Origin of the sequence: Amycolatopsis alkalitolerans (genome assembly GCF_006152065.1) — a bacterium.
In the GTDB taxonomy this organism is placed as follows: Bacteria; Actinomycetota; Actinomycetes; order Mycobacteriales; family Pseudonocardiaceae; genus Amycolatopsis_E; species Amycolatopsis_E alkalitolerans.
The window spans coordinates 259,279-278,713 of sequence record NZ_VDFW01000006.1 but is presented as its reverse complement, the minus strand read 5'-3'; the positions used below and the strand labels follow the sequence as shown (position 1 = coordinate 278,713).

Below are 19,435 nucleotides of genomic sequence, written 5' to 3'. Positions count from 1 at the left end.
CCCCGTCGGCGGCCTGCCGGTCGACCTCCCCAAGGCCGACGCCCTCCCGCTGGGCAACCTGCCCACCGGGGACCTCCCCGTTGCGACCCCCGACCTGGGCAGCCTCCCCCTCGACGCACCGTCGCTCAGCAGCCTCCCCATCGCCACCCCGAACCTGGGCGACCTCCCCGTCGGCGGCCTGCCGGTCGACCTCCCCAAGGCCGACGCCCTCCCGCTGGGCAACCTGCCCACCGGGGACCTCCCGATCGCCGCCCCGAACCTCGGCGACCTGCCCGCCTCGGTGCCGTCGCTCAGCGACCTGCCCACCGGCAGCCTCCCCATCGCCACCCCCGACCTGGGTGGCCTCCCCATCGCCACTCCGGACCTGGGCAACCTGCCGCTCGACGCGCCGTCGCTCAGCAGCCTCCCGATCTCGGTTCCGGCGCTGCCCGAGCCGCAGGTCGCGACCCTGCCCGTGGAAGGCCCCCGCGCGGACGCCCTCCCGCTGGCCACCCCGGACCTCGGCGGCCTGCCGCTGCAGGCGCCGGAGCTGAGCGTCCCGGCCCTCGGCGACGTCAAGACCGCGACCAGCAGCACCGCCGACCACCTCGCCGGGAGCATCACGACCACCGGCGACGAGGCTTCGAGCGCGGCCGGTGCCGCCGTTTCGGGTGAGAACGTCGCCGCCGCGGGCGCCGCCGATTCTCCGCTGGGCACCGTGACCGGCAGCGGCGTCGCGGGCCTCGACAGCTTCGCCGGCAGCCTGGAGTCGGACTCCGGCCTCGGGTCCTACTCGGCGGGCGCCGAGGGCACCCCGGGCGCCGTGCCGAGCTTCGGCTCGCTGGGCGACCTGGGCAGCTCCCTCGACTCCGACGCGCTCGCGAAGGCCGACCCGGCCGGCGGCGCGCTGGCCGACTACGTGTCCTCGGGTGGCGACCTGCTCAGCCAGCCGGTCGAGACGGGCACGTCGACCATCGGCGGCTACCTGACCGGCCTCTCCTCCATGGCTCCGGGCGCAGGCGCGACCGACGCGATGACCACGGCCGGCTCGCAGGTCACCGATGGCATCGACCACGCCACTTCGGCGGTGTCGGACCAGGCCGCGCACCTGCCGGCCGCCCCGGCGCTGCCCGCGGTCCCGGCGCTGCCCACACACCTGCCGGCCGACGTGCCGCACCTGGCCGGTGAGCTGCCCCACGCGCTCCCGCACCTGCCGGTGGCCAACCCGCTGCCGCAGGTCAATGACCTGACGCACGCCATCGCGGACAACCCGGTCACCGACACGGTGTCGGGCAGCCCGCTCGGCGACACTCTCGACCATGCCGCGCTGCCGGAGGCACCCAGCCTCGACAGCCTCCACAACGACCTGCCGTTCGGCCACTGACCGCGCCCAGTGAGGCGAATGGTGCGTTCACCTGTGCCCTCCCTGTGAGGTGAGCGCACCGATCGCCGGTCGTGCACGGCGGGGGTTCATCTTCGGATGGACCCCCGCCGTTTCCTTTTCGTGACCGGATGCGCCACACTGCTGCGCGTGATGGCTCCGCCGTGGCTCGAAGTGCTGGACGACACCGTCCGTGCGTGCGCCGCCAACCAGCGCGTGGATCTGGTCGAGCGGCTGGGCGCGCGCAGATCCCGGCTGCTGGATCCCAAACTGCGCGTGGTAGTCATCGGTGAATCCGGTCAGGGCAAGAGCCAGCTGATCAACGCCCTGCTCAACGCGCCGGTCTGCGCGGTGGGGGACGACCGCACCACCGTCGTGCCCGCGGTCATCGAGCACGCCGAGACGCCGACCGCGACGGTGGTGACCGGCGGCCGGCGTGCGATCGAGGGCTCCGCACGGACCCCGGTCGCCGTCGAGTCCGTGACGACGGAGGCCAACCGGGAAGCCCTGTCCGTCACCGGCGCGCCCGTTGTACGCACCGAAATCGGCCTGCCCCGTGCCCTGCTCGCCGGTGGTCTCGCCATCGTCGACACACCGGCCCGCGCGGCGCTGGAGACCGTGCAGGACATGGCGGCCGACGCCGTGCTGATGGCCACCGACGCCACGGCGGACCTCTCGGCCACCGAACTGCGCCTGCTCGAACAGGCCGCGCACCTGTGCCCGACGATCATCGTGGTCCTCACCAAGATCGACCTCGTGCCCGGCTGGCGCGTGGTCGCCGAACGGGTCCGGGCGCGGCTCGACGAGGGCGGCCTGCTGGCGACCGTCGTCCCCGTTTCGGCGACGCTGCGGCTCGCCGCGGCACGCACGGGCGACAAGGCGCTCAACGAGGAGTCCGGCTTCGGCGAGCTCATTCGCTTCCTGCACAAGGATTTGCTGGGCCAGGCGGACCTGCTGGCGAGCCGTTCGGTCGCGGCGCTGACGGCGCTGACCGTGGAATCGCTGATGGGCCCGCTGCAGGAGGAGTTCGTCAAGACGCAGCAGCCGGAGAACGGCGAAGCGGTGGCGCGCTGGCACAACGAGGGGCACCGGCTGGAACGGCTGCAACGCGACGCGGCCCGATGGCAGACCCTGCTTTCCGACGAGGTCGCCGACCTGCTTTCGGATGTCGAGTTCGACCTGCGCGACCGGACCCGGCGCATCCTGGTCGAAGTCGACGACTACTTCGACGCCGCCGATCCGGCCCGCGCGTGGCCGGAATTCGAGGATTGGCTGCGCGAGAACCTGACCGTCGTCGCCGAGACGAACTCCGAATGGCTGCTCGACCGGTTCGAGTGGATCGCCCGCAAGATGGCGCGGCACGTCTCACCGCACCGCCCGGACGCCGTGCCGGAGACGCTGCCGCGCGAGGTGCCCGCCGATTCGGTCGGCGACCTCCGCATGCCGAGGGTCGAGAAGTTCAGCGTCGGGCAGAAGCTGTTCGTCGGGATGCGGGGCTCCTACAGCGGTCTCCTGATGTTCGGTTTGGCGACGACGATCGCCGGCCTCCCGCTGATCAACCCGATCTCGCTCGGCGCGGGCGCCGCGTTCGGCGCGAAGAGCGTCTTCGAGGAGCGGGGAAACCGGCTCAAGCGGCGGCAGGCCGCGGCGAAGAACGCCGCGCACCGGTACGTCGACGACTTCTTCCTGACCTACGGCAAGCACAGCAAGGACACCGCGCGCCAGATCCATCGCGCGCTTCGTGACCGGCTGAGCGGTGTCGCCGACGAACTGCGCACGGAGATCACCGAGTCCGCCAAGGCGGTCAAGCGCGTGATCGACACCGATGCGGCGGAACGCAACGCGCGGGCCCACGAGATCCGCCGCAGTATCGACGAACTCGGCCTGCTGCGGCAGCGCGCGCAGGCGATCGGCGGCCTGCGGCCTCGGCCGGCGCCGCGGGGGCTCACCGCGTGAGCCTGGCAGCACGCACACGGCGGATGCTCGAGCAGGCCGTCGACGCGTATCGGGACAGCCCGCGCGCGGCCGGCTGGCTGCGGCGCCATCTCGACCGGTTTTCCGACCCGCTGCGGCTGGCCGTCGTCGGGGCGAAGCAGACCGGCAAGTCGACGATGGTGAGCGCGATCGCCGGCCAGGAACTCGGCGGCGACGGTCCGGGGATGCACTGGTACCGCGTGGCGCCGAGCCGGTCGCAGGACGACATCACCCTGATCGACGCACCCGCGATCGACGCGGACGCGGCCCCGCACACGATCGAAGGGATCTGTCTCGAGGCGGATGCCGTGCTGTTCCTGGTGCGGCATCCGGAAAACGCGGATCTCGGCTTCCTGCACACCCTGCAGGACCACCCCATCGCGCGAGCTTCGGCGATCAACTCGGTGGTCGTGCTGTCGCGCGCGGACGAACTCGGCGCCGGCCGCGTGGACGCGCTCGTTTCGGCGCGCCAGATCGCCCGGCGCTATCGCCGCGAGCCGGAGCTTCAGGGGTTGTGCCAGGACGTCGTGCCGGTGGCGGGGTTGCTGGCGTCGGCGGGCCGAACCTTGCGCCCGCACGAGTTCGAGGCGCTGGTCGAGCTGGCGCGAGTGCCGCGCGCGGAGCTGGAGCCGTATCTGCTGTCCACCGATCGGTTCCTGTCCCAGGACGGCGAGCGGCGCGCGACGCTGCTCGAACGGTTCGGGCTGTTCGGTGTGCGGCTGGCGATCACGTTGATCCGGCGCGGGGCACAGACCCAGCCCGCGCTGGCCGCGCAGCTCGTGCCGCGCAGCGGGCTGGCGGAACTGCGGGACACGATCGACCAGTGCTTCACCGAACGGCAGGCGGTGCTGAAGGCGCGTTCGGCATTGCTGGGGCTGGAAGTGGTGCTGCGGATGGAACCGCACCCGGCCGCGGCGGCGCTCGCGGGTGAGCTGGAGCGGACGCTGGCGAGCGCGCACGATTTCCGTGAGCTGCGGCTGCTCGCGGAACTGCGCACGGGTCGGGTGGTGCTCCCGCCGGAGCTGAACGCGGAGGCGGTGCGGCTGGTGGGCGGCAACGGAACGGGGGTCGCGGAACGGCTCGGCTCCGCCGATACGGACGTCGATCGCACCGTTTTTCACACGATCCGGCGGTGGCGTGCTCTCGCGGAGACCGCGGGCTTCAGCGCCGGTGAACGGCGGGCCGCGGCGGTCGTGCTGCGCAGCTGCGAAGCGATGGCGGCGGGCGCAGTTTAACGGCGCGACAACAACTGGAGTGCTGCCGCGCCGGCGAATCAATCCTCGGAGTCGGTCGGCTTGAGGTAGGCGGTGCCGCCGACGGGCATGCGCCGGAAGAAGTCGACACGGGTCACGGGCCGGCCGTACGGGCCGCTCCCGAGAACGGTCTGCACCGGTGAAGGGCCGTGGGTCTGGCGAACCACCGGCTTGCCCGTGGAGGTGCCTGTTCTTCGGGGAGGATCCCACTGCGCTGCCATCAGCGTCCTTTCGAAACGAGGGACGGCACCGTCCAAACAAGACAGTGCCGTTGTCGATGTCGTGGCAATCTTAGTCCGCTTGTCAACGCTGTCTCAAAACGACTCACTGAACCCGGTGGACGAGTGCGGAATCCACCAGACCAGTGAGAACGCGAGCCTTTTCCGGCCCCAGCGCACTCATCGAGAGCGGTTCCCGCCCCAGGTGATCCACGATCCGGGCGGCGTTGCCGTTGAGCCAAACCAGCCGCGGTGGATGGCCGGGACTCGCCAGTAACACCCGGCCGGTCGCCATCCGGGCCATCCGTACGAGCGGCTTTAACTCGTATCGGCCGTCCGGGATCGGATCTTTCGATTCTTCCGCCTGGCTGGCGGCATTGTCTTCACACAGCAGAGTCCGCAGCAACCACCGCGCGTCACCTTCCAGCGACTCCTCGGTGCCAAGGAGCCATCGTCCGATCTCGGTCTCACGTTCCCGTGCGAAGGGCAGCAGCGAGTTCCGGCCCAGCCGGCCGATTTCGCCCGAAGCGGTGACGTCCTCGGCGAACTGTGCCATCAGCGCGTACGCGTGGAAGGCCGCGACGACCTGTTCGAGTGGCCAGTGCGCACTCGACCAGGACGGGCTGAACACCCGCTCGTCGACCTCGGCACCGAGGAAGTCGTGGGTGATCGCCAGGTCGAAGAGCTTCTGGTGGGCCCCTTCGTGCACAAGTGCTTCCGCGACGTCATAGGGACATGACGGCTTGTCGATGAGGATCAGCCCGGGAAAGAGTCGCGATGACGCGGAGACCACGCCGTTGGCGGTCGCCGGGTCCAAGATCACGAGTAACGCGGTGTGCGGCAACAGATCGCGGGCCAGCGCGGGGCTGACCGCACGGAAGCGGGCCAGCCCGGCTTCGACGAGGGCCATCGCTTCACGGAAGGACTCCCCGTCCGCCTCGGTGAGCACGCGCGGCGGTACGCCCGGGGCGCCGCTCTGCCGGTGGATCACGCGAAGCGCGTCGGCCAGCCTTTCGTTGGCGGAGGCCCCCGAAATCACTCTCAGGTCTCGGCCGACCTCGGTGGCGAGGTCGTCCAGGTCGTCTTCCGCGTCGCTGTCGAACGGGATGCGATCGGCCAGCGCCTCGCCGACCCGGAAGCGGAAGAGCGGGTTGTCGAGCCGACTTTCCGGCAGGGGCGGCGTGCCGGGCGAGAACAATTCGACGGCCAACTGGTATAGGCCACGCCGCTCGGCCAGTAGCGCGCCGGCGGGAGCCAGCGCCGCGTGCACCGCGGTGGCGTCGGGCCAATCAGATCTGAGGTTCATCCGCGCGGCTTCCGGCTTGGGGGAGCGACCTGAAGGACCGGGCCAACCTACCCCGCCCGGTCCAGGGTCACTCACCCACCTCCGCCAAGGAGGTGTTGTCTGACAGCAGTCCGTCGGCCACTGTCACCTCACCTTTATGAAGCCGAGCCGAGCAAGGAGACGATCTCGACCAGACCGAGAACGGCAAGAGTCACCCCGGCCGTCAAGGTCATCACCAGTACGGTGCGCCACCCGATCAGGGCGACCCCGATGGCGACCAGGAAGATGACGATCAGCAGGTTTTGCGAGCTCACCATGGCACCTCCTTCGGTTACAACCGAGGGCGGCGAGCCTGTCCGAGCTTTCGCACCGCCTCGGTGGAAATAGCATCCTCACGCTGTCGGTTGTCTGTCAAGTTACAACTCGTAGACAGACAACTTGTGTCCGCTGTCTGTTCTTGTTAAGCTCGGCAGGTCGTCGGGGTCCCGTTGAGGTGGAGAAGGCCGATCATGGATGACGAGGGCTGGTCGCTCTCACCGGATACGCGTAAACCACTGCCGGAACTCATCGAGGACAAGCTCCGCCAGTTGATCGAGAGTGGCCGGTTCACGGCGGGCAAGCGACTGCCCACCGAGCCGGAGCTCGCGCAGCGGCTGGGGGTGGCCCGCAGCTCGTTGCGCACGGCGCTGCAACGGTTGCAGATCCAGGGTGTCGTCGAGGTCATGCGCGGGCGCGGCTGGTACGTGCGGTCCACCGATACCGCCGAGCGCGACGAGGGGTTCGTGCTCGGCAACCGCGTGCGCGAAGCCGATCTCATCGAAGTGCGCATCGCGCTGGAAGCCACGGCGGCGAGCCTCGCCGCTTCGCGCGCTGACGAGGGTGAGATCGACGAGATCGCGAAGCGCGCGAAGGACCACCAGACGGCCTCGAACGACGACAAGGAAGAACTGCTGCGGACCGACGAAGAGTTCCACGCGGCGGTCATCCGGGCGAGCCACAACGAGCTCCTCGAGCAGCTCTACCGGACGCTCGTGCCGAAGCTGCGTGTCCTCCGCCGGAACAGCTACGGAACGGCCGAGCTGCACAACCGTTCGGCCTCGGAGCACAACCAGGTCGCCTGGTTCCTCAAGCGGCACGACGACGGCGGGGCCCGCGTTTCGATGATCACGCACCTGCTCGGGCTGTACAACGACCTGGCGAACCAGACCGGAATGCCCGCCGACGAGCGGGCCGCGCTCGGCACCTACGTCTCCGACTCCGAGGAGGACGAACCACGCTGGCACAGCCGATGACTCACCAAGCCGACCGAAAGCCCGGTCGGCTTGGTGACTACGGCACAGTTAGACCGAACGGGCCTATCGCGTTGGTCCCCTTCCCGCACACGATTGTCGTGGACGGGCGGAGAGGCAGTGAAGGCTGGGGAACGCGGGCGGTCCGCCGACGGCGCACGCCCACCGGGGTACCGGCGGCGCGCGCTGGCCTTGGCTGCGTCACTGGTGTCGCTCGGGGTGGCCACGCTGCTCGTGGCGGTGTTCTGGACGCCAGGGCCCGGCTGGTCCGGCGCGATCCATCGTCTGCTGGAGCTGACGTTCCCGGTGGTGTTGCTCGCCGGTGGCGCGCTCGGCTCGTACGAGCTGTTCCTGCGGCGGTGGTTCACCGCGGAACTGGCGAGGATCGCCGGCCCGCGGATCGTCGAAGCGCTGCTCCCCCAGCAGGTCATGGGGGTGTTCCTGGAGTCGATCTACGGCAAGAACGAGGCGAACCGGGACGTGATGACGGGCGTGCTCGGCGGCGAGGGGCGGCTGCCCGCCGGCGGGGATCTCACGATCAGCACGCATACGGGGGTGACCGTCGAACTGCGTGCGGTCGACCGCGAGTTGTACCACCTCACGTTCGCCGTGACCTACAGCTTCAAGAAGAACGTTCAGGTCGACCGGTTCATCATCTTCGCGACGTGTAACGCGCTGCTGCGTGACTCCATCAGTTCGGGTTGCCAGCTGCCCCTGTTCGAGATGTGGTTCGTGCCGGACAGTGAGCTGTTCCAGAGCTCCGTGGACGACATGCTTCCCACCGTGCGCCTCGGGATCGAGTACGTCGACCACGACCGGCGCCATCACGTCGCGGAGTCGAGCAGTCTGCGGCTGCGCGAGGTGAAGTTCCAGAACTGGTCGGACTACCTGTCGTTCTTCCGGGAGGACATGGGCCCGCTGCCGCGGCAGAGCCCGCGGGAGCATCTCGCCGATCTGCGCATCTTCGAATGCGATCTGAGCGATATCGCCGACGATCACCAGAATGTGGGCGCCATCGAACGCCTGTCGGTCCGGGCGACCTCACTGCAGCGAATCGACGAAGGTTTCTGTTACTGGCAGGCCCCGTATCCGTGCTATGTGGACCGAGTGACGTTCGCGGTGAAGGAACTGGACATCGACGGCACCGGCGATTTCCAGTTCAACATCGCGCCCTTCACGTTCCGCTCCAACACCGCCCCGACGCGGTGGCTGAAAGCCGAGGACCTGCCGGAGTTGGAAGTGCGGTCGTGGTTGTTGCCGGGGCACGGGGTAGTGCTGTTCTGGCGGCAGGGCAATGGAACGTCGTAAGGCACGCGTGGCCGAAGCCGCGGCACTGGTGGAGCGAGTCACCGCCTGGGCCGCCGGCCAGCCCGCGACGTACGGGCTGCTACTGGTCGGCTCGTACGCGCGCAACACCGCACGGCCCGAGTCCGATGTGGACTTTGTGCTGCTGACAACCGATCCGGACCACATCACGGTGACCGCGTTCGGTACCCCGATCCGTCTGCAGCGTTGGGGAGACGTGCTGGAACATCGATTCCGGACCGAAAACGGGCTGGAGTTCGAGCTCAACACCACGGATCCGGCCTGGGCCCGGCGCGCCAAGACCGATCCCGGCACCCGCCGAGTCGTCACCGACGGCGCACGCGTGCTCTACGACCCGACCGGCGATCTCGCCGATCTCCTATCCGCACTGGCCTGAGGCAGGGTCCTTCGATTTCGTTTTCCAAGCGGGCCTCCGCGCGAGACGAAAACCGGCGCGCCGCAGATTGGTGGCACTGGCCGATTCGGGACCGGCTGTCGCGACAGCCAGCGCACATCCCGATCCCGTAGCAGCTTCCAGGCGGTGCCGCAGCAATCGACGTTGCGCCCCCCGCCCGCGACGATCCTCGAGTGTCGACGCACCGCCAAGCACTGCTACCTCGCCGTGCAATGTCATGGCGCCAGCGGCGATCAGGTCAGCACGGTCGCGCACGAGGAACTTCTTCACCGCGGAAGCGCGGTGTTCCGCCCCGATGAAATCGGCAGTCATCCCGTCCACCTGGTAACCAGCCAGCAAGATGTCCGCGAATTCGTCATCGTCTTGCGCGTCAACGACTTCCAGCCGATTCCCGATGTGCCAGGACGCCGGACCGCACCCAAGCCGTTTGATGGCCACCAGCCGATCCTCCACGCGGGTAAAACCGGCATGGCGCAGCAGGGTGTCCAACCTGCCGGACGGCCGCGAAACGATCAGTGTGGGACCCACACCGCTCCAGATCGGCGCCTCAACGAGATCGATCGCGTCAGCCACGTTTCCCTCGACGACTCCGGACACTGTCGCAAGGAAGCTCAACGTCGGCTCGCTGACCGACACAGCCATGAGCCCGCGCTGCTCAAAATTCCGGAACGAACCCAAGCCCGCGCCGGCCGCCGCTTCGCATGCCAGCACCGCACGGAGGTGAAGCGCCCGCTCCGCCCTGCTCAGCTCGGTCAGCACAGCCTCAGCATGGTATGCCCTGCACGGCACACGCAATGGCGAGACAAGCTGGGGTCTGCCGGGGCGTTTCTCGCCGTCGTCGGCGTTACCGACAGGACGGGCAGTATCTCGGTTTGCGCCCCCTTGCTGTCGGCCTAACGAAACTACTGCCACAGCCTTCACATCTCAGCGTCTCATCGGTCCGTTTCCCGGCGGGCTTCGTGGCGGCAGGGCGAGCCGGTCCGTTGGCCTTCTCGGCTGCCGACAGCTTCGCCACGTATGTGGCCCGGCGCTTTTCGAGGTCTTCGGTAGCCTCGGGCCTCGCGGCGTTCTGCCCGTAAAGAGCCAAGCCCCGCTCCGCCCACCACACGGCCGCGGACCAGTTTCTTGCCTTCTGCTGTCGAATGACCATCTGCCGATAGGTTTCCAGCAGCGGAACCTTTCCGAACTTGGCCAGCAACGCATCTCGGATACCGTCCATCTCGGCATCATGCCGGGAACAGGCAGCGTCGTACTCCGCGAGTGCCGATTCAAACGCGTCTCTCGACCGATAAAGCCGTTCCTCGAGTTCACAGAACATGAAATGGCGGTCGATCGGATCGGGGTCATGTTCCAGAAGTTGGCGCAGCCGGCCAATGGCCGCGATCGGGTCGTTTGGCAGACACTCCAACCATGAGAGATCGTAGGAGTCGTCCTCTTCGTCGGTGAGCAACGCCTCGGTCAGTCCCGTACGCATCGATCCCCTCAGCACGGCAGCCGGGGGAGGGACGAGCGCAGCGATGCCGAAGTCTGCCGGATCGTGCAGCATCCACACGCCGAGGAAACCTGGCCCGTCCTCCCGGATACCCCCGCCTACGACTACCCCGCGCAACCCGATGGACATTGCCTCGCGTGCCTGCAGAGCCAGAAGTCCCGGTCGATACGACTCCGCGTCCTCCCGAGCGAGATAGCCCACTTTCATGCCGTCGATCCAGACCGAGATCGCGTTGGGATCGTACGCGTTGTCGTTCTCAGCAACGAGTACGGCTTCTACCTCAACACGCACCCGGTCAGTCGTCCGGCCGCCAACCACGCGCCACAGCGCTTCTTGATAATGGCTCTCGCCGACTACCTCCAAGTCGTAGCTGCCTCCATACAACTTGACATCGAGCGGGCGTGGCGGCATTCCGCGCTCGGGCGCAACCGCCTCGATGGGTTTGCGGGCGAAAAGGCGCTTGACAATTCCCATGAGCTCATGATGCCAGCCGACGAAGGTTTGGGCGTTCGCAACGATGTTGCTGCCGCCCGGCCGGTGGCCTTCTGAATTGGGCAGAAACAGCAAAGGAGTTCCGTATCAGCGTCATCGACAGCGGTGACGGACCGCCGAAGTCCGGGGCTACGTCGGCGTGCCGCTGTGGGCGCGGGTCGTCACTGCCTTCTGGCTCGCCGGCGTGGCTGCATTCGCGATACTCGTCGCTGCGCTCGCTGCTGGCCCAACGACCCGGCGGCGGTCGACGGTTCGCTAACCACCGCAACTCATGGTTGCGCATCGCAACCGACCGCGCAAGCGGGCGAATCGCCGACGGCCTTCACATCACCGAAAAGCACCGCGAGGTCGGCTGATGGCTGGCCCCGCCCTTCCGGGCCCGCGGTCTCGGCCGCGAACTATTCCAGGGTGCCGCAACTCTTGCTCATCTCCACCTCGGTTTCGCCGCTGTGCGAGCCGGTGCCGAAACAACCAACACGGCGTGCATCAACGCGCTGGTCTCCGCCGGATTCGTCACTGCGGCGGGGCCCGCCCATCACCGATTGCCCGACGGCCGCACCGTGCCTACACACTGGTTCCGCCACGACACCGAACAACCCCGGCGCCTGCCGGTGACCCCGGCATTCAGAGGTCAGCTGGATCCTGCCCGAGCTACCCCGAACTTGGATTGATTAGGTCCGCGCACGCCGCCCAGCTGGGCGGAGTGTCGAGACCAAATGAGACCGGAATCGAGACCAGGGCCCTGCTCGTACAGTCAGCCAAAGATGCCCCGCCCGGCATGTGCCCTGGTCAAACACGCGGAAGCGGAGGGATTTGAACCCCCGGTTGGTTTCCCAACGCTCGCTTTCAAGGCGAGTGCATTCGGCCGCTCTGCCACGCTTCCCGTAGGTGCAGAGTAGCTCGTCAGTTCGGCAGGGCCGTCAGGTGTTCGAGCACTCGCGAGAACACAGTCCCGATCACTCGCTGCTCCTCGGGGCTCATGAGGTCGATCAGGTGCCGCCGGACGCCGTGGACGTGGGTTGGGGCCGCGGAGGTCAGCAGCGCCTCGCCGGCCGGTGCCAGTTCCGCGATGACGCCTCGCTTGTCCTCCGGGTCCGGCAGGCGGCGCAGGAGACCGGCGGCCTCCATGCGCGCCACCTGGTGCGACAGCCGGCTCTTGGTCGACCCCAGCTGCGCGGCCAGGTCCGACATACGCATCCGGCGACCATCCTGCATCTGCAGTACCACGAGCAACTCGTAATCCACCAGCGACACGTCATGCGCCTCGCTCAGTTCGCGGTGCAGGCGATGCCGCAGCCGCAGCCCGGCCACGACGTACGCCCGCCACACATCTTGCTCCGCGCCGGTCAGCCAGCGCACTTCAACCATTCCCGGAGGCTACTGCCCCCGGCCCGGGCAACCCCGTCAACCCAACGTGCGATAACGGAACGGTTGAGACCACGGCCGGAAAGGCGCATCCTGGAGGTATCGGAGGACGAGCTCCGCGGTACGTGTACCAGCCTGGCGCACCTCGCGGAACCCGCCGCCGGGGAAGGTCCAGGTGGTTGAATGGCGAATGATTCCCCGCGGTTGACTGCCGGCTGTGGCCCCACGGCCGGGATGTGGTGAACCTCGATCCGGTCGCGAAGAGAGCAGCACGGGTGTCGTAGCGCTCGAAATCCTCTCGCGCAGCACGGCGAGAATCTGGCCTGCGTCGGTACCGCCTCCGAGCGAGCACCAGCAGCGCGAAACTCGCCGACCCGGAAGCAGCCAACCGCCCCGAAAAATGACAACCTCGGTTAACAAGCCCGGGTGCGGCGTCCGAAGCCGCACCCGGGTCCGTTTTGGGTAGGCTCCCGCAACCATGAGGTTCGACGACGGTGCGCAGCTCGACACGTCCGAGGTCACCGACCTCCGCGGCGGTGGCGGAGGGATCGGGCCCCGGGTCGCGCTCGGCGGTGGCGGGCTCGGCGTGGTCGGCGTCCTCATCTACTTCGTGCTCAGCCAGCTCGGCGGCGTCAGCACCACCGGCGGCGACGTGAGCCTGAGCCGCATCGGCCCCGGGCAGCAGGTCTCGGGCAGCACCCTCGCCCAGGAATGCCGTACCGGCGCCGATGCGAACCGCAACCACGACTGCGCCACCGTCGCGATCATCAACTCCATCCAGGACTACTGGACCGACCAGTTCGCGCGCTCCGGCCGGACCTATCGCAAGGCGACCACGAACTTCTTCAACGGCAGCGTCCGCACCGGCTGCGGCGGCGCCACCTCCGACACCGGGCCCTTCTACTGCCCCGCCGACTCCGAGGTGTACATCGACCTGTCGTTCTTCCAGGAGCTGCAGACCCGCTTCGGCGCCGAGGGCGGGCCCTTCGCCGAGGCATACGTGCTGGCCCACGAGTACGGGCACCACGTGCAGAACCTCCTCGGCACCTCCCGGCGCGCCGGCAGCGCCACCGGGCCGGCCTCCGGTTCCGTACGTCTCGAACTCCAGGCCGACTGCTACGCCGGGGTCTGGGGCAACCACGCCACCACCACCCCGTCCTCCAGCGGCCGGCCACTGATCACCCAGGTCACCCAGGACGACGTCAAGAACGCCCTCGACACCGCTTCCCGCATCGGTGACGACTACATCCAGCGGAACCTCGGCAGCGGCCGCGTCGACACCTCGCAGTTCACCCACGGCACCTCGGCGCAGCGCGAGAAATGGTTCAACACCGGTTTCACCACAGGCGATCCGGCCCGCTGCGACACTTTCGGCGCTCGCGATCTCGGCTAGCCTGCAACCATGCACGCGATCACCATTCGTGAACCCGGCGGCCCCGAAGTCCTGACATGGGCGGAGGTACCCGATCCCGAACCGGGCCCCGGCGAGGTGCTCGTCGAGGTCGCCGCCAGTGCCGTCAACCGCGCCGACCTGTTGCAGCGCCAGGGCTTCTACCCGCCCCCGCGCGGCGCGAGCGACATCCTCGGCCTCGAGTGTTCCGGCACGATCGCGGCGCTCGGCGAGGGCGTCGAGGGCTGGCAGATCGGCGACGAGGTGTGCGCGCTGCTCGCGGGCGGCGGGTACGCGGAGCAGGTCGTCGTGCCGACCGTGCAGCTGCTGCCGGTGCCAGCCGAGGTCGGCCTGGTCACCGCCGCGGCGCTGCCCGAGGTCGCCTGCACCGTGTGGTCGAACGTCGTGATGCTCGCGGGTCTCACCGAAGGCGAGGTGTTCCTGATCCACGGCGGAGCCGGCGGGATCGGCACCCACGCGATCCAGGTCGGCAAGGCGATCGGCGCGACCGTCGCGGTGACCGCCGGTTCGGCCGAACGGCTCGAGCGCTGCGGGCAACTCGGCGCGGACATCACGATCAACTACCGCGAGCAGGACTTCGTCGAGGTGCTGAAGAAGGAGACCGGCGGCGCCGACGTCATCCTCGACAACATGGGCGCGTCCTATCTGGACCGCAACCTCGACGCGCTGGCGACCAACGGCCGGCTCGCGATCATCGGTCTGCAGGGCGGCACCAAGACCGAGCTCAACCTCGGCAAGGTGATGGCCAAACGCGCCGTCATCTCGGGGACCACGCTCCGGGCGCGCCCGGTCGAGGAGAAGGGCGCGATCGTCACTGCCGTCCGCGAACAGCTGTGGCCGCTGGTCGAGGCGGGCACGGTGCAGCCGATCGTCGGTCAGGTCGTGCCGCTTTCCGAGGCCGCGGCCGCGCATCGCGCACTCGACGAGGGTGGCGTGTTCGGGAAGGTCCTCCTCGCCGCCAAGAGCTAGGGCAGCTCTTCCAGCACCCTGACCAGCTGGTTGACCTCGAAGACGTTCGAGTAGTGGGCGAGGCCGATGCGGACCGCGCCGCCGACCTCGCCCACGCCGAGCGCCGCGAACACGCCGCTGGTCCCGTCGTCGGCGAACGCGCACAGTCCCTGTGAGGCCAGGTAATCCGCGATCTCGGGCGCCTTCTTGCCCGCGACGGCGAAGGCCAGCGCCGGGATCCGGCGCATCGCGTCGCCGATGACCATGACCTGCGGCAGCGCGCGCAGTTCGGTGTTCAGCTGCGCGAGCAGCCCCGCGTGGTACGACTTCGCCGAGCCGAGCGAGGTCACCAGCCGCTCCCGCCGTGAGCCGGAGGCGGCGTCGTCGAGTTCGGCGAGGTAGTCGATCGACGCGATCAGCCCGGCCAGCAGCGGGTACGCGTGGGGGCCCAGTTCAAGCCGCGCCGGGCCGCGCACATCCGGGTCGAGCGAGGCCGAGGGCAGCCGTTCGATCAACTCGGGGTCACGGAAGGCGAGCGCCCCCACCGCGGGGCCGCCCCAGGCCTGCGCGGACACCACGATCACGTCGGCACCCAGCTCCGGCAGGTCGAGCGGGACGAACGGCGCGGCATACGTCGCGTCCACCACGACGAGCGCACCCACCCGCTTCGCGAACTCCACGACGGTGGGCACGTCGGGCCGCGTGCCGACCGAGCCGGACGCGGCGGTGATGGCGACCGCCTTGGTATGCGCGGAAATGAGACTTTCGTATTGCCAGGCAGGCAGCTCGCAGTTCTCGATGTCGATCTCGCCCCAGCGCACGATCGCGCCGACCCGCTTCGCGACGTGCTGCCACGGCACGAGGTTCTCCTGCTCGTCGAGCCGCGACACGACGACCTCGTCGCCCAGCTGCCAGCGCTCGCTCATCGCGACGGCGAGCCGGCGCAGCAGCACGGCGGCGCTCGGCCCCAGCACGACACCGGCCGGGTCGGTGCCGACGAGATCGGCCACCGCGCGGCGGGCCGCGGTCACTATGCTCTCCGCGCGCTGGGATGCCGGGAACGCGCCGCCGGGTCCGGAGACCGGGGCGCGCATCGCCGTCGACACGGCGGAGGCGACCTGTTCGGGTACCAGCATTCCGGCAGGACCGTCGAAGTGAATCCAGCCGTCACCCAGCGCGGGGAACAACCCACGAATTCGAGCGACGTCGAACGCCATGGGCACACCGTACGGAGAGGTAATTTCGCTGCGCGTCCGGGGCCCAGGATATGGGCGACCCGCCCGCGGCGGGGGGACTACTCTCGTACAGGTCGCATCAGCGCAGCCGAAGCCCCATGGACGGAGTTATGACCGAGCCCAGCCAGTTCATCCCCCAGCCGGACGAGCAGCCCCAGCACGTGCTGGTCGTCGGCCCCGACGGCCAGCCGGTGGGCACGGCACGGATGCCCTCGTCCGACGAGGAGCAGGAATCCGTCGGTGACCTCGTCGAAGAGCCCGCCAAGGTGATGCGGATCGGCACGATGATCAAGCAGCTGCTCGAGGAGGTCCGCGCCGCGCCGCTGGACGACGCGAGCCGCAATCGCTTGCGCGAGATCCACGAGACCTCGGTCAAGGAGCTCGAACAGGCGCTCGCGCCGGAGTTGCAGAGCGAGCTCGAGCGTCTGGTGCAGCCGTTCACGGACGGCTCCACGCCGTCGGACGCCGAGTTGCGGATCGCGCAGGCGCAGCTGGTCGGCTGGCTCGAGGGGCTCTTCCACGGCATCCAGACCGCGCTGTTCGCCCAGCAGATGGCCGCGCGCGTCCAGCTCGAGCAGATGCGCCGGGGCCTGCCGCCTGGCACCTCCGCCGGCCGTGGTGACCATCACGGCCCGGGGATCAGCGGCACCGGGCAGTACCTCTAGCGCCGCGGGCACACCACGAGCGTGTCCGTGGTGATCGCGCGCTCGCAGTCGTAGCTCCGGCTGATTTCACCGGCCAGGCCGGGTTCCAGGGCCTTCAGGTCGAACCACGCCGGGGCCACGACGAGGTATCGCGGCGTGGGGTCCGCCAGGCAAGCGGCGTTCTCGGCATAGCTGCGCAGCGTGCGTACTTCCGGTAGCCGCATGCCGCGCTGCAGGAACACCGGCGACGGGTAGCGGCACGGCGTCGGATTGCCGAGGTAGTAGTCGACGTCGCCGAAGGTCAGGTAGAGCACCGGCGTGTCCGCGCCGATCGCGTCGCGAACGCCCGCCATCTCCGCGGTCGTGGTGGTGAACGCCCGCACGCGATCGGCGTTCGTCGAGTCCGACCAGCCGAAGTCGAACGAGTAAGGGCTGCTGGGCCACACCGGGACCGCGAGCGCGGCCACCGCCACCAGTACGGGCACGGCGAACAGTGGCCGCCCGCCACGAACCGGTTCGAGCGCGGCGGCTACGACCGCGAGCGCGACCACGGCGATCAGCACCCAGTACACCGTGACCGCGTGGGAAACGCGCCAGGAGTGCGATTTCGCGGCCGCCAGCGGTTCGGCGACGGCGAGCGCCGCGGTGGCGAGCACGAGCGCCCACGGCGGCCGCCCGAACGCGGAGTACCAGCGCGCGACCGCGAATCCCCACAGTCCCGCGGAAAGCGGCAGCAGCGCGTCGAGGTGGTACTGGAACCACTGGGCCTGCACCAGGGTCGCGGCGAACACGGCCGCGGCGCCGAGCGCGGGCAACACCGGCCACCAGCCGCGCACGACGCGGAAAATCACCACCACGCTCACCGGCGCCAATGCGAGCAGCGGTGCCTGCACGGCTTCGTTCGCAACCGTCCGCCACAGGTCGGTGAAGTCCATCGGTGCCCCGCCGAGCGGCGAGGCACCGTTGAGCACCGAGAACTCGTGTAACCACCGCCATTCCCGGGGCTCGATCGCGACGGCGAGCGCGAAGAGGGCGCCGCCGAGAGGTACCGCGGCCGCGGCCATCGCGAACGCGCGCCGGCGGTCGAGCACGAGCACCACACCGATCGCGATCAGCGCGGCCGGCAGGGTGGTGTACTTGACGAGTACGGCCAGCGCGGCGAAGAAACCGCCCAGCAGAGCCGAGAACCACAGCCGCCGCGGCCACAACGCACCCGCGACGGCCGCGGTCGCGAGCAGCGACGCGATCCACTCCGGCTGCAGGAAATCCCAGTTCGGCGCGAGCGCGAGCGCCAGGCCGGTCGCGGTGGCGACCAGCGTCGCCTCCGGTCGCCGGAGCGCGGTACGCAGCCACCAGACGACTCCGGCGAGGAGTACCAGGGCGCCGAGCCGGATCAGCGCGTCCGAGCCGAGCGGGGAAAGCGCGGCCATGAACAGGCGATCGCCCAGCGGCCGGTGCACGAACACCGCCGACGCGGGCAGTTCCGCGACACGCAGGCAGCCGAGCACGTAGTGGACGTCGTGGTTGAGCCCGGTCCACAACACCGTCGTCGCAACGGCCACCAGGGCAGCCACGCCCCCGGCGGCCCACCCGAGCCGCCCAGAGAGCGCGATCATTCAGTCGCCGGAAACCCGTTGCGCGAGCGCCTCTTCGACGCGGGCGATGCGCTCTTCGTACTGGGCCACAGCGGCGACACGGGCGCGGATACGAGCGTGCTCATCGCGTGCCTCGGAGACTTCGGAGGAGGCGGCACCGGGGCGTTCGAGCGAAGCTACCCGGCTGTCCATCGCGGCGACGTGCGCGGCGAGCCGGCGCAGCTCGTCGTCGTGCCAGCGGAACCGGCCATCGAGGTCGTCGACGCGCTGATCGGTGTGCCCGCGCAACTCGTCCCGGACCGCGTGCAGCTCGCCGCGCAGGCCGTCCAGCTGCCCGCGCATATGCGCCAGCTGGCCGCGCAGATCGTCGAGCTGGGGCGCGAAACGCTGATCGGTCACGTTCTCGATCCGCCAGCGCAGGCGCTTCCACAGCGGAAAGACCGCGGCCTTGCCGATTCTCTTCACGGTGCTCACGGGATCAACTCGATTTCTCCGTTGTCACGCCACGACCGCAGGAGGGCGGATTCGGCGTGCAGGCGATGGTCTCCGGTCACGTTCACGTCCTCACCCCAGGCATGCGCGAACGTCGTCTGCTCGGGCCGATCAAGGATCGAGAACCCGGTGATGCGTTTCGTGGCTTCGGGGAACAGCCGTCCCGCGAGATACACGGCGAGCGTGCCGGTGGTCCCCCAGATCGCCTGCTCCGGATCGAACTCGAGCAGCCGGCCCAGTGGCCGCACGAACTGCCGGTTCGGGATCGGCACGAACCCCAGATCCGTGGGCCACCAGTCCGGGATGATCTCCGGTTCCCAGTGCAGCCGGCCCGGCTCGGCCAGCAGGTACAGGCGAGACTTGTAGTCGGCGAACGTGTTCGGGCTGGGGAGGACCCCGCGATGCAGGACCACCACGTCGGTTTTGCGGCCGTACGCCGGTTCCGCGCCCGGCTCGTCGAGCGCGAACGTCGTCATCCGCAGCACGAGATCACTGCCGTCGATCAGTGCGGCCCGCTCCGAGTTCGGCGGCAGCGGCGCGTTCCCGACGACGGTCAGTGTTTCGACCCGCTGCCCGCGGGCATAGGAGGTGACCAGATCACGGAAAACGTCGAACTGCCGCGACTCGCCCACTTCTTCAGGCGCGGCCTCTGTCAGTTGCAC

Annotated in this window: 19 protein-coding genes and 1 tRNA gene; 9 read left to right on the top strand and 11 right to left on the bottom strand. The window is 69.1% G+C overall.

All coding sequences use genetic code 11. The annotated features are described in order from the left end of the window. The 3 genes from FG385_RS33850 to FG385_RS10420 all read left to right on the top strand — a co-directional run. Positions 1-1,363 (top strand): NEL-type E3 ubiquitin ligase domain-containing protein (locus FG385_RS33850; RefSeq protein WP_160148761.1); only part of this gene is annotated, 1,363 nt, incomplete at its 5' end. Positions 1,364-1,510: 147 nt separating this feature from the next. Further along, a complete protein-coding gene (locus tag FG385_RS10425) occupies positions 1,511-3,316 on the top strand; it encodes a dynamin family protein (protein ID WP_139096425.1) in 1,806 nt (601 codons plus the stop codon). After that, positions 3,313-4,569, top strand: coding sequence for a P-loop NTPase family protein (locus FG385_RS10420; protein ID WP_139096424.1), 1,257 nt, complete (start codon positions 3,313-3,315; stop codon positions 4,567-4,569). The genes FG385_RS10425 and FG385_RS10420 overlap by 4 nt, the downstream gene beginning before the upstream one ends. 38 nt (positions 4,570-4,607) lie before the next feature. On the opposite strand, the gene FG385_RS10415 is transcribed toward FG385_RS10420, so the two are convergent. The 3 genes from FG385_RS10415 to FG385_RS33845 form a co-directional block, all read right to left on the bottom strand. After that, positions 4,608-4,808: a hypothetical protein gene (locus FG385_RS10415; RefSeq protein ID WP_139096423.1), complete on the bottom strand. Its 201-nt coding sequence runs from the start codon at positions 4,806-4,808 to the stop codon at positions 4,608-4,610. A 103-nt stretch (positions 4,809-4,911) separates the two neighbouring features. Further along, a complete protein-coding gene (locus tag FG385_RS10410) occupies positions 4,912-6,111 on the bottom strand; it encodes an aKG-HExxH-type peptide beta-hydroxylase (RefSeq protein ID WP_235022492.1) in 1,200 nt (399 codons plus the stop codon). 134 nt (positions 6,112-6,245) lie between these two features. Continuing rightward, positions 6,246-6,407, bottom strand: coding sequence for a hypothetical protein (locus FG385_RS33845; RefSeq protein ID WP_160148760.1), 162 nt, complete (start codon positions 6,405-6,407; stop codon positions 6,246-6,248). A gap of 192 nt (positions 6,408-6,599) precedes the next feature. On the opposite strand from FG385_RS33845, the gene FG385_RS10405 reads away from it, so the two are divergent. From FG385_RS10405 to FG385_RS10395, 3 genes are all read left to right on the top strand, one after another. Beyond that, the gene (locus tag FG385_RS10405) at positions 6,600-7,382 is read left to right on the top strand and encodes a FadR/GntR family transcriptional regulator (RefSeq protein ID WP_139096422.1); all 783 of its coding nucleotides are present in this window, start codon (positions 6,600-6,602) and stop codon (positions 7,380-7,382) included. A gap of 117 nt (positions 7,383-7,499) precedes the next feature. Beyond that, a complete protein-coding gene (locus tag FG385_RS10400) occupies positions 7,500-8,687 on the top strand; it encodes a hypothetical protein (RefSeq protein WP_235022491.1) in 1,188 nt (395 codons plus the stop codon). Next, positions 8,674-9,081 carry a nucleotidyltransferase domain-containing protein gene (locus FG385_RS10395; protein WP_139096421.1) on the top strand — a complete coding sequence of 136 codons (408 nt, stop codon included), beginning with the start codon at positions 8,674-8,676 and terminating at the stop codon, positions 9,079-9,081. Before FG385_RS10400 ends, FG385_RS10395 begins: the two co-directional genes overlap by 14 nt. Here FG385_RS10395 and FG385_RS10390 read toward each other — a convergent pair. The 4 genes from FG385_RS10390 to FG385_RS10375 form a co-directional block, all read right to left on the bottom strand. Then, positions 9,064-9,858: a hypothetical protein gene (locus FG385_RS10390; RefSeq protein ID WP_139096420.1), complete on the bottom strand. Its 795-nt coding sequence runs from the start codon at positions 9,856-9,858 to the stop codon at positions 9,064-9,066. The genes FG385_RS10395 and FG385_RS10390 overlap by 18 nt on opposite strands. Before the next feature lie 85 nt (positions 9,859-9,943). Further along, on the bottom strand, positions 9,944-11,158 hold the full coding sequence (locus tag FG385_RS10385; protein ID WP_139096419.1) for an HIRAN domain-containing protein: 1,215 nt from the start codon (positions 11,156-11,158) through the stop codon (positions 9,944-9,946). A 723-nt stretch (positions 11,159-11,881) separates the two neighbouring features. Continuing rightward, positions 11,882-11,966 (bottom strand) — tRNA-Ser (locus FG385_RS10380). Between the two features lie 20 nt (positions 11,967-11,986). Beyond that, positions 11,987-12,451: a MarR family winged helix-turn-helix transcriptional regulator gene (locus FG385_RS10375; RefSeq protein WP_139096418.1), complete on the bottom strand. Its 465-nt coding sequence runs from the start codon at positions 12,449-12,451 to the stop codon at positions 11,987-11,989. Positions 12,452-12,926: 475 nt separating this feature from the next. Between FG385_RS10375 and ypfJ the strand changes: the two genes are divergently transcribed. Beyond that, positions 12,927-13,841, top strand: coding sequence for a KPN_02809 family neutral zinc metallopeptidase (gene ypfJ, locus FG385_RS10370; RefSeq protein ID WP_139096417.1), 915 nt, complete (start codon positions 12,927-12,929; stop codon positions 13,839-13,841). Between the two features lie 9 nt (positions 13,842-13,850). After that, positions 13,851-14,828 (top strand): NAD(P)H-quinone oxidoreductase, encoded by a 978-nt coding sequence (locus FG385_RS10365; RefSeq protein ID WP_139096416.1) that lies wholly within the window; start codon positions 13,851-13,853, stop codon positions 14,826-14,828. On the opposite strand, the gene FG385_RS10360 is transcribed toward FG385_RS10365, so the two are convergent. Then, positions 14,825-16,024 (bottom strand): cysteine desulfurase-like protein, encoded by a 1,200-nt coding sequence (locus tag FG385_RS10360; protein ID WP_139096415.1) that lies wholly within the window; start codon positions 16,022-16,024, stop codon positions 14,825-14,827. The two genes, FG385_RS10365 and FG385_RS10360, sit on opposite strands and share 4 nt — an antisense overlap. A gap of 128 nt (positions 16,025-16,152) precedes the next feature. Between FG385_RS10360 and FG385_RS10355 the strand changes: the two genes are divergently transcribed. Then, positions 16,153-16,707 carry a bacterial proteasome activator family protein gene (locus FG385_RS10355; RefSeq protein ID WP_200834388.1) on the top strand — a complete coding sequence of 185 codons (555 nt, stop codon included), beginning with the start codon at positions 16,153-16,155 and terminating at the stop codon, positions 16,705-16,707. On the opposite strand, the gene FG385_RS10350 is transcribed toward FG385_RS10355, so the two are convergent. The 3 genes from FG385_RS10350 to FG385_RS10340 are packed head-to-tail and all read right to left on the bottom strand — an operon-like array spanning position 16,704 to position 19,435. Continuing rightward, on the bottom strand, positions 16,704-18,302 hold the full coding sequence (locus FG385_RS10350) for a hypothetical protein (protein WP_139096413.1): 1,599 nt from the start codon (positions 18,300-18,302) through the stop codon (positions 16,704-16,706). The two genes, FG385_RS10355 and FG385_RS10350, sit on opposite strands and share 4 nt — an antisense overlap. Further along, on the bottom strand, positions 18,303-18,755 hold the full coding sequence (locus tag FG385_RS10345) for a hypothetical protein (protein ID WP_139096412.1): 453 nt from the start codon (positions 18,753-18,755) through the stop codon (positions 18,303-18,305). Next, entirely contained in the window at positions 18,752-19,435 is a 684-nt protein-coding gene (locus FG385_RS10340; protein WP_235022490.1) for a hypothetical protein, read from the bottom strand. The genes FG385_RS10345 and FG385_RS10340 overlap by 4 nt, the downstream gene beginning before the upstream one ends.

Excerpts from the sequence above, each read along its gene's own strand:
- FG385_RS10415 (WP_139096423.1), bottom strand. The coding sequence starts at position 4,808 with ATGGCAGCGCAGTGGGATCCTCCCCGAAGAACAGGCACCTCCACGGGC.
- FG385_RS10410 (WP_235022492.1), bottom strand. The coding sequence starts at position 6,111 with ATGAACCTCAGATCTGATTGGCCCGACGCCACCGCGGTGCACGCGGCG.
- FG385_RS33845 (WP_160148760.1), bottom strand. The coding sequence starts at position 6,407 with ATGGTGAGCTCGCAAAACCTGCTGATCGTCATCTTCCTGGTCGCCATC.
- FG385_RS10405 (WP_139096422.1), top strand. The coding sequence starts at position 6,600 with ATGGATGACGAGGGCTGGTCGCTCTCACCGGATACGCGTAAACCACTG.
- FG385_RS10395 (WP_139096421.1), top strand. The coding sequence starts at position 8,674 with ATGGAACGTCGTAAGGCACGCGTGGCCGAAGCCGCGGCACTGGTGGAG.
- FG385_RS10375 (WP_139096418.1), bottom strand. The coding sequence starts at position 12,451 with ATGGTTGAAGTGCGCTGGCTGACCGGCGCGGAGCAAGATGTGTGGCGG.
- ypfJ (WP_139096417.1), top strand. The coding sequence starts at position 12,927 with ATGAGGTTCGACGACGGTGCGCAGCTCGACACGTCCGAGGTCACCGAC.
- FG385_RS10365 (WP_139096416.1), top strand. The coding sequence starts at position 13,851 with ATGCACGCGATCACCATTCGTGAACCCGGCGGCCCCGAAGTCCTGACA.
- FG385_RS10360 (WP_139096415.1), bottom strand. The coding sequence starts at position 16,024 with ATGGCGTTCGACGTCGCTCGAATTCGTGGGTTGTTCCCCGCGCTGGGT.
- FG385_RS10355 (WP_200834388.1), top strand. The coding sequence starts at position 16,153 with ATGACCGAGCCCAGCCAGTTCATCCCCCAGCCGGACGAGCAGCCCCAG.
- FG385_RS10350 (WP_139096413.1), bottom strand. The coding sequence starts at position 18,302 with ATGATCGCGCTCTCTGGGCGGCTCGGGTGGGCCGCCGGGGGCGTGGCT.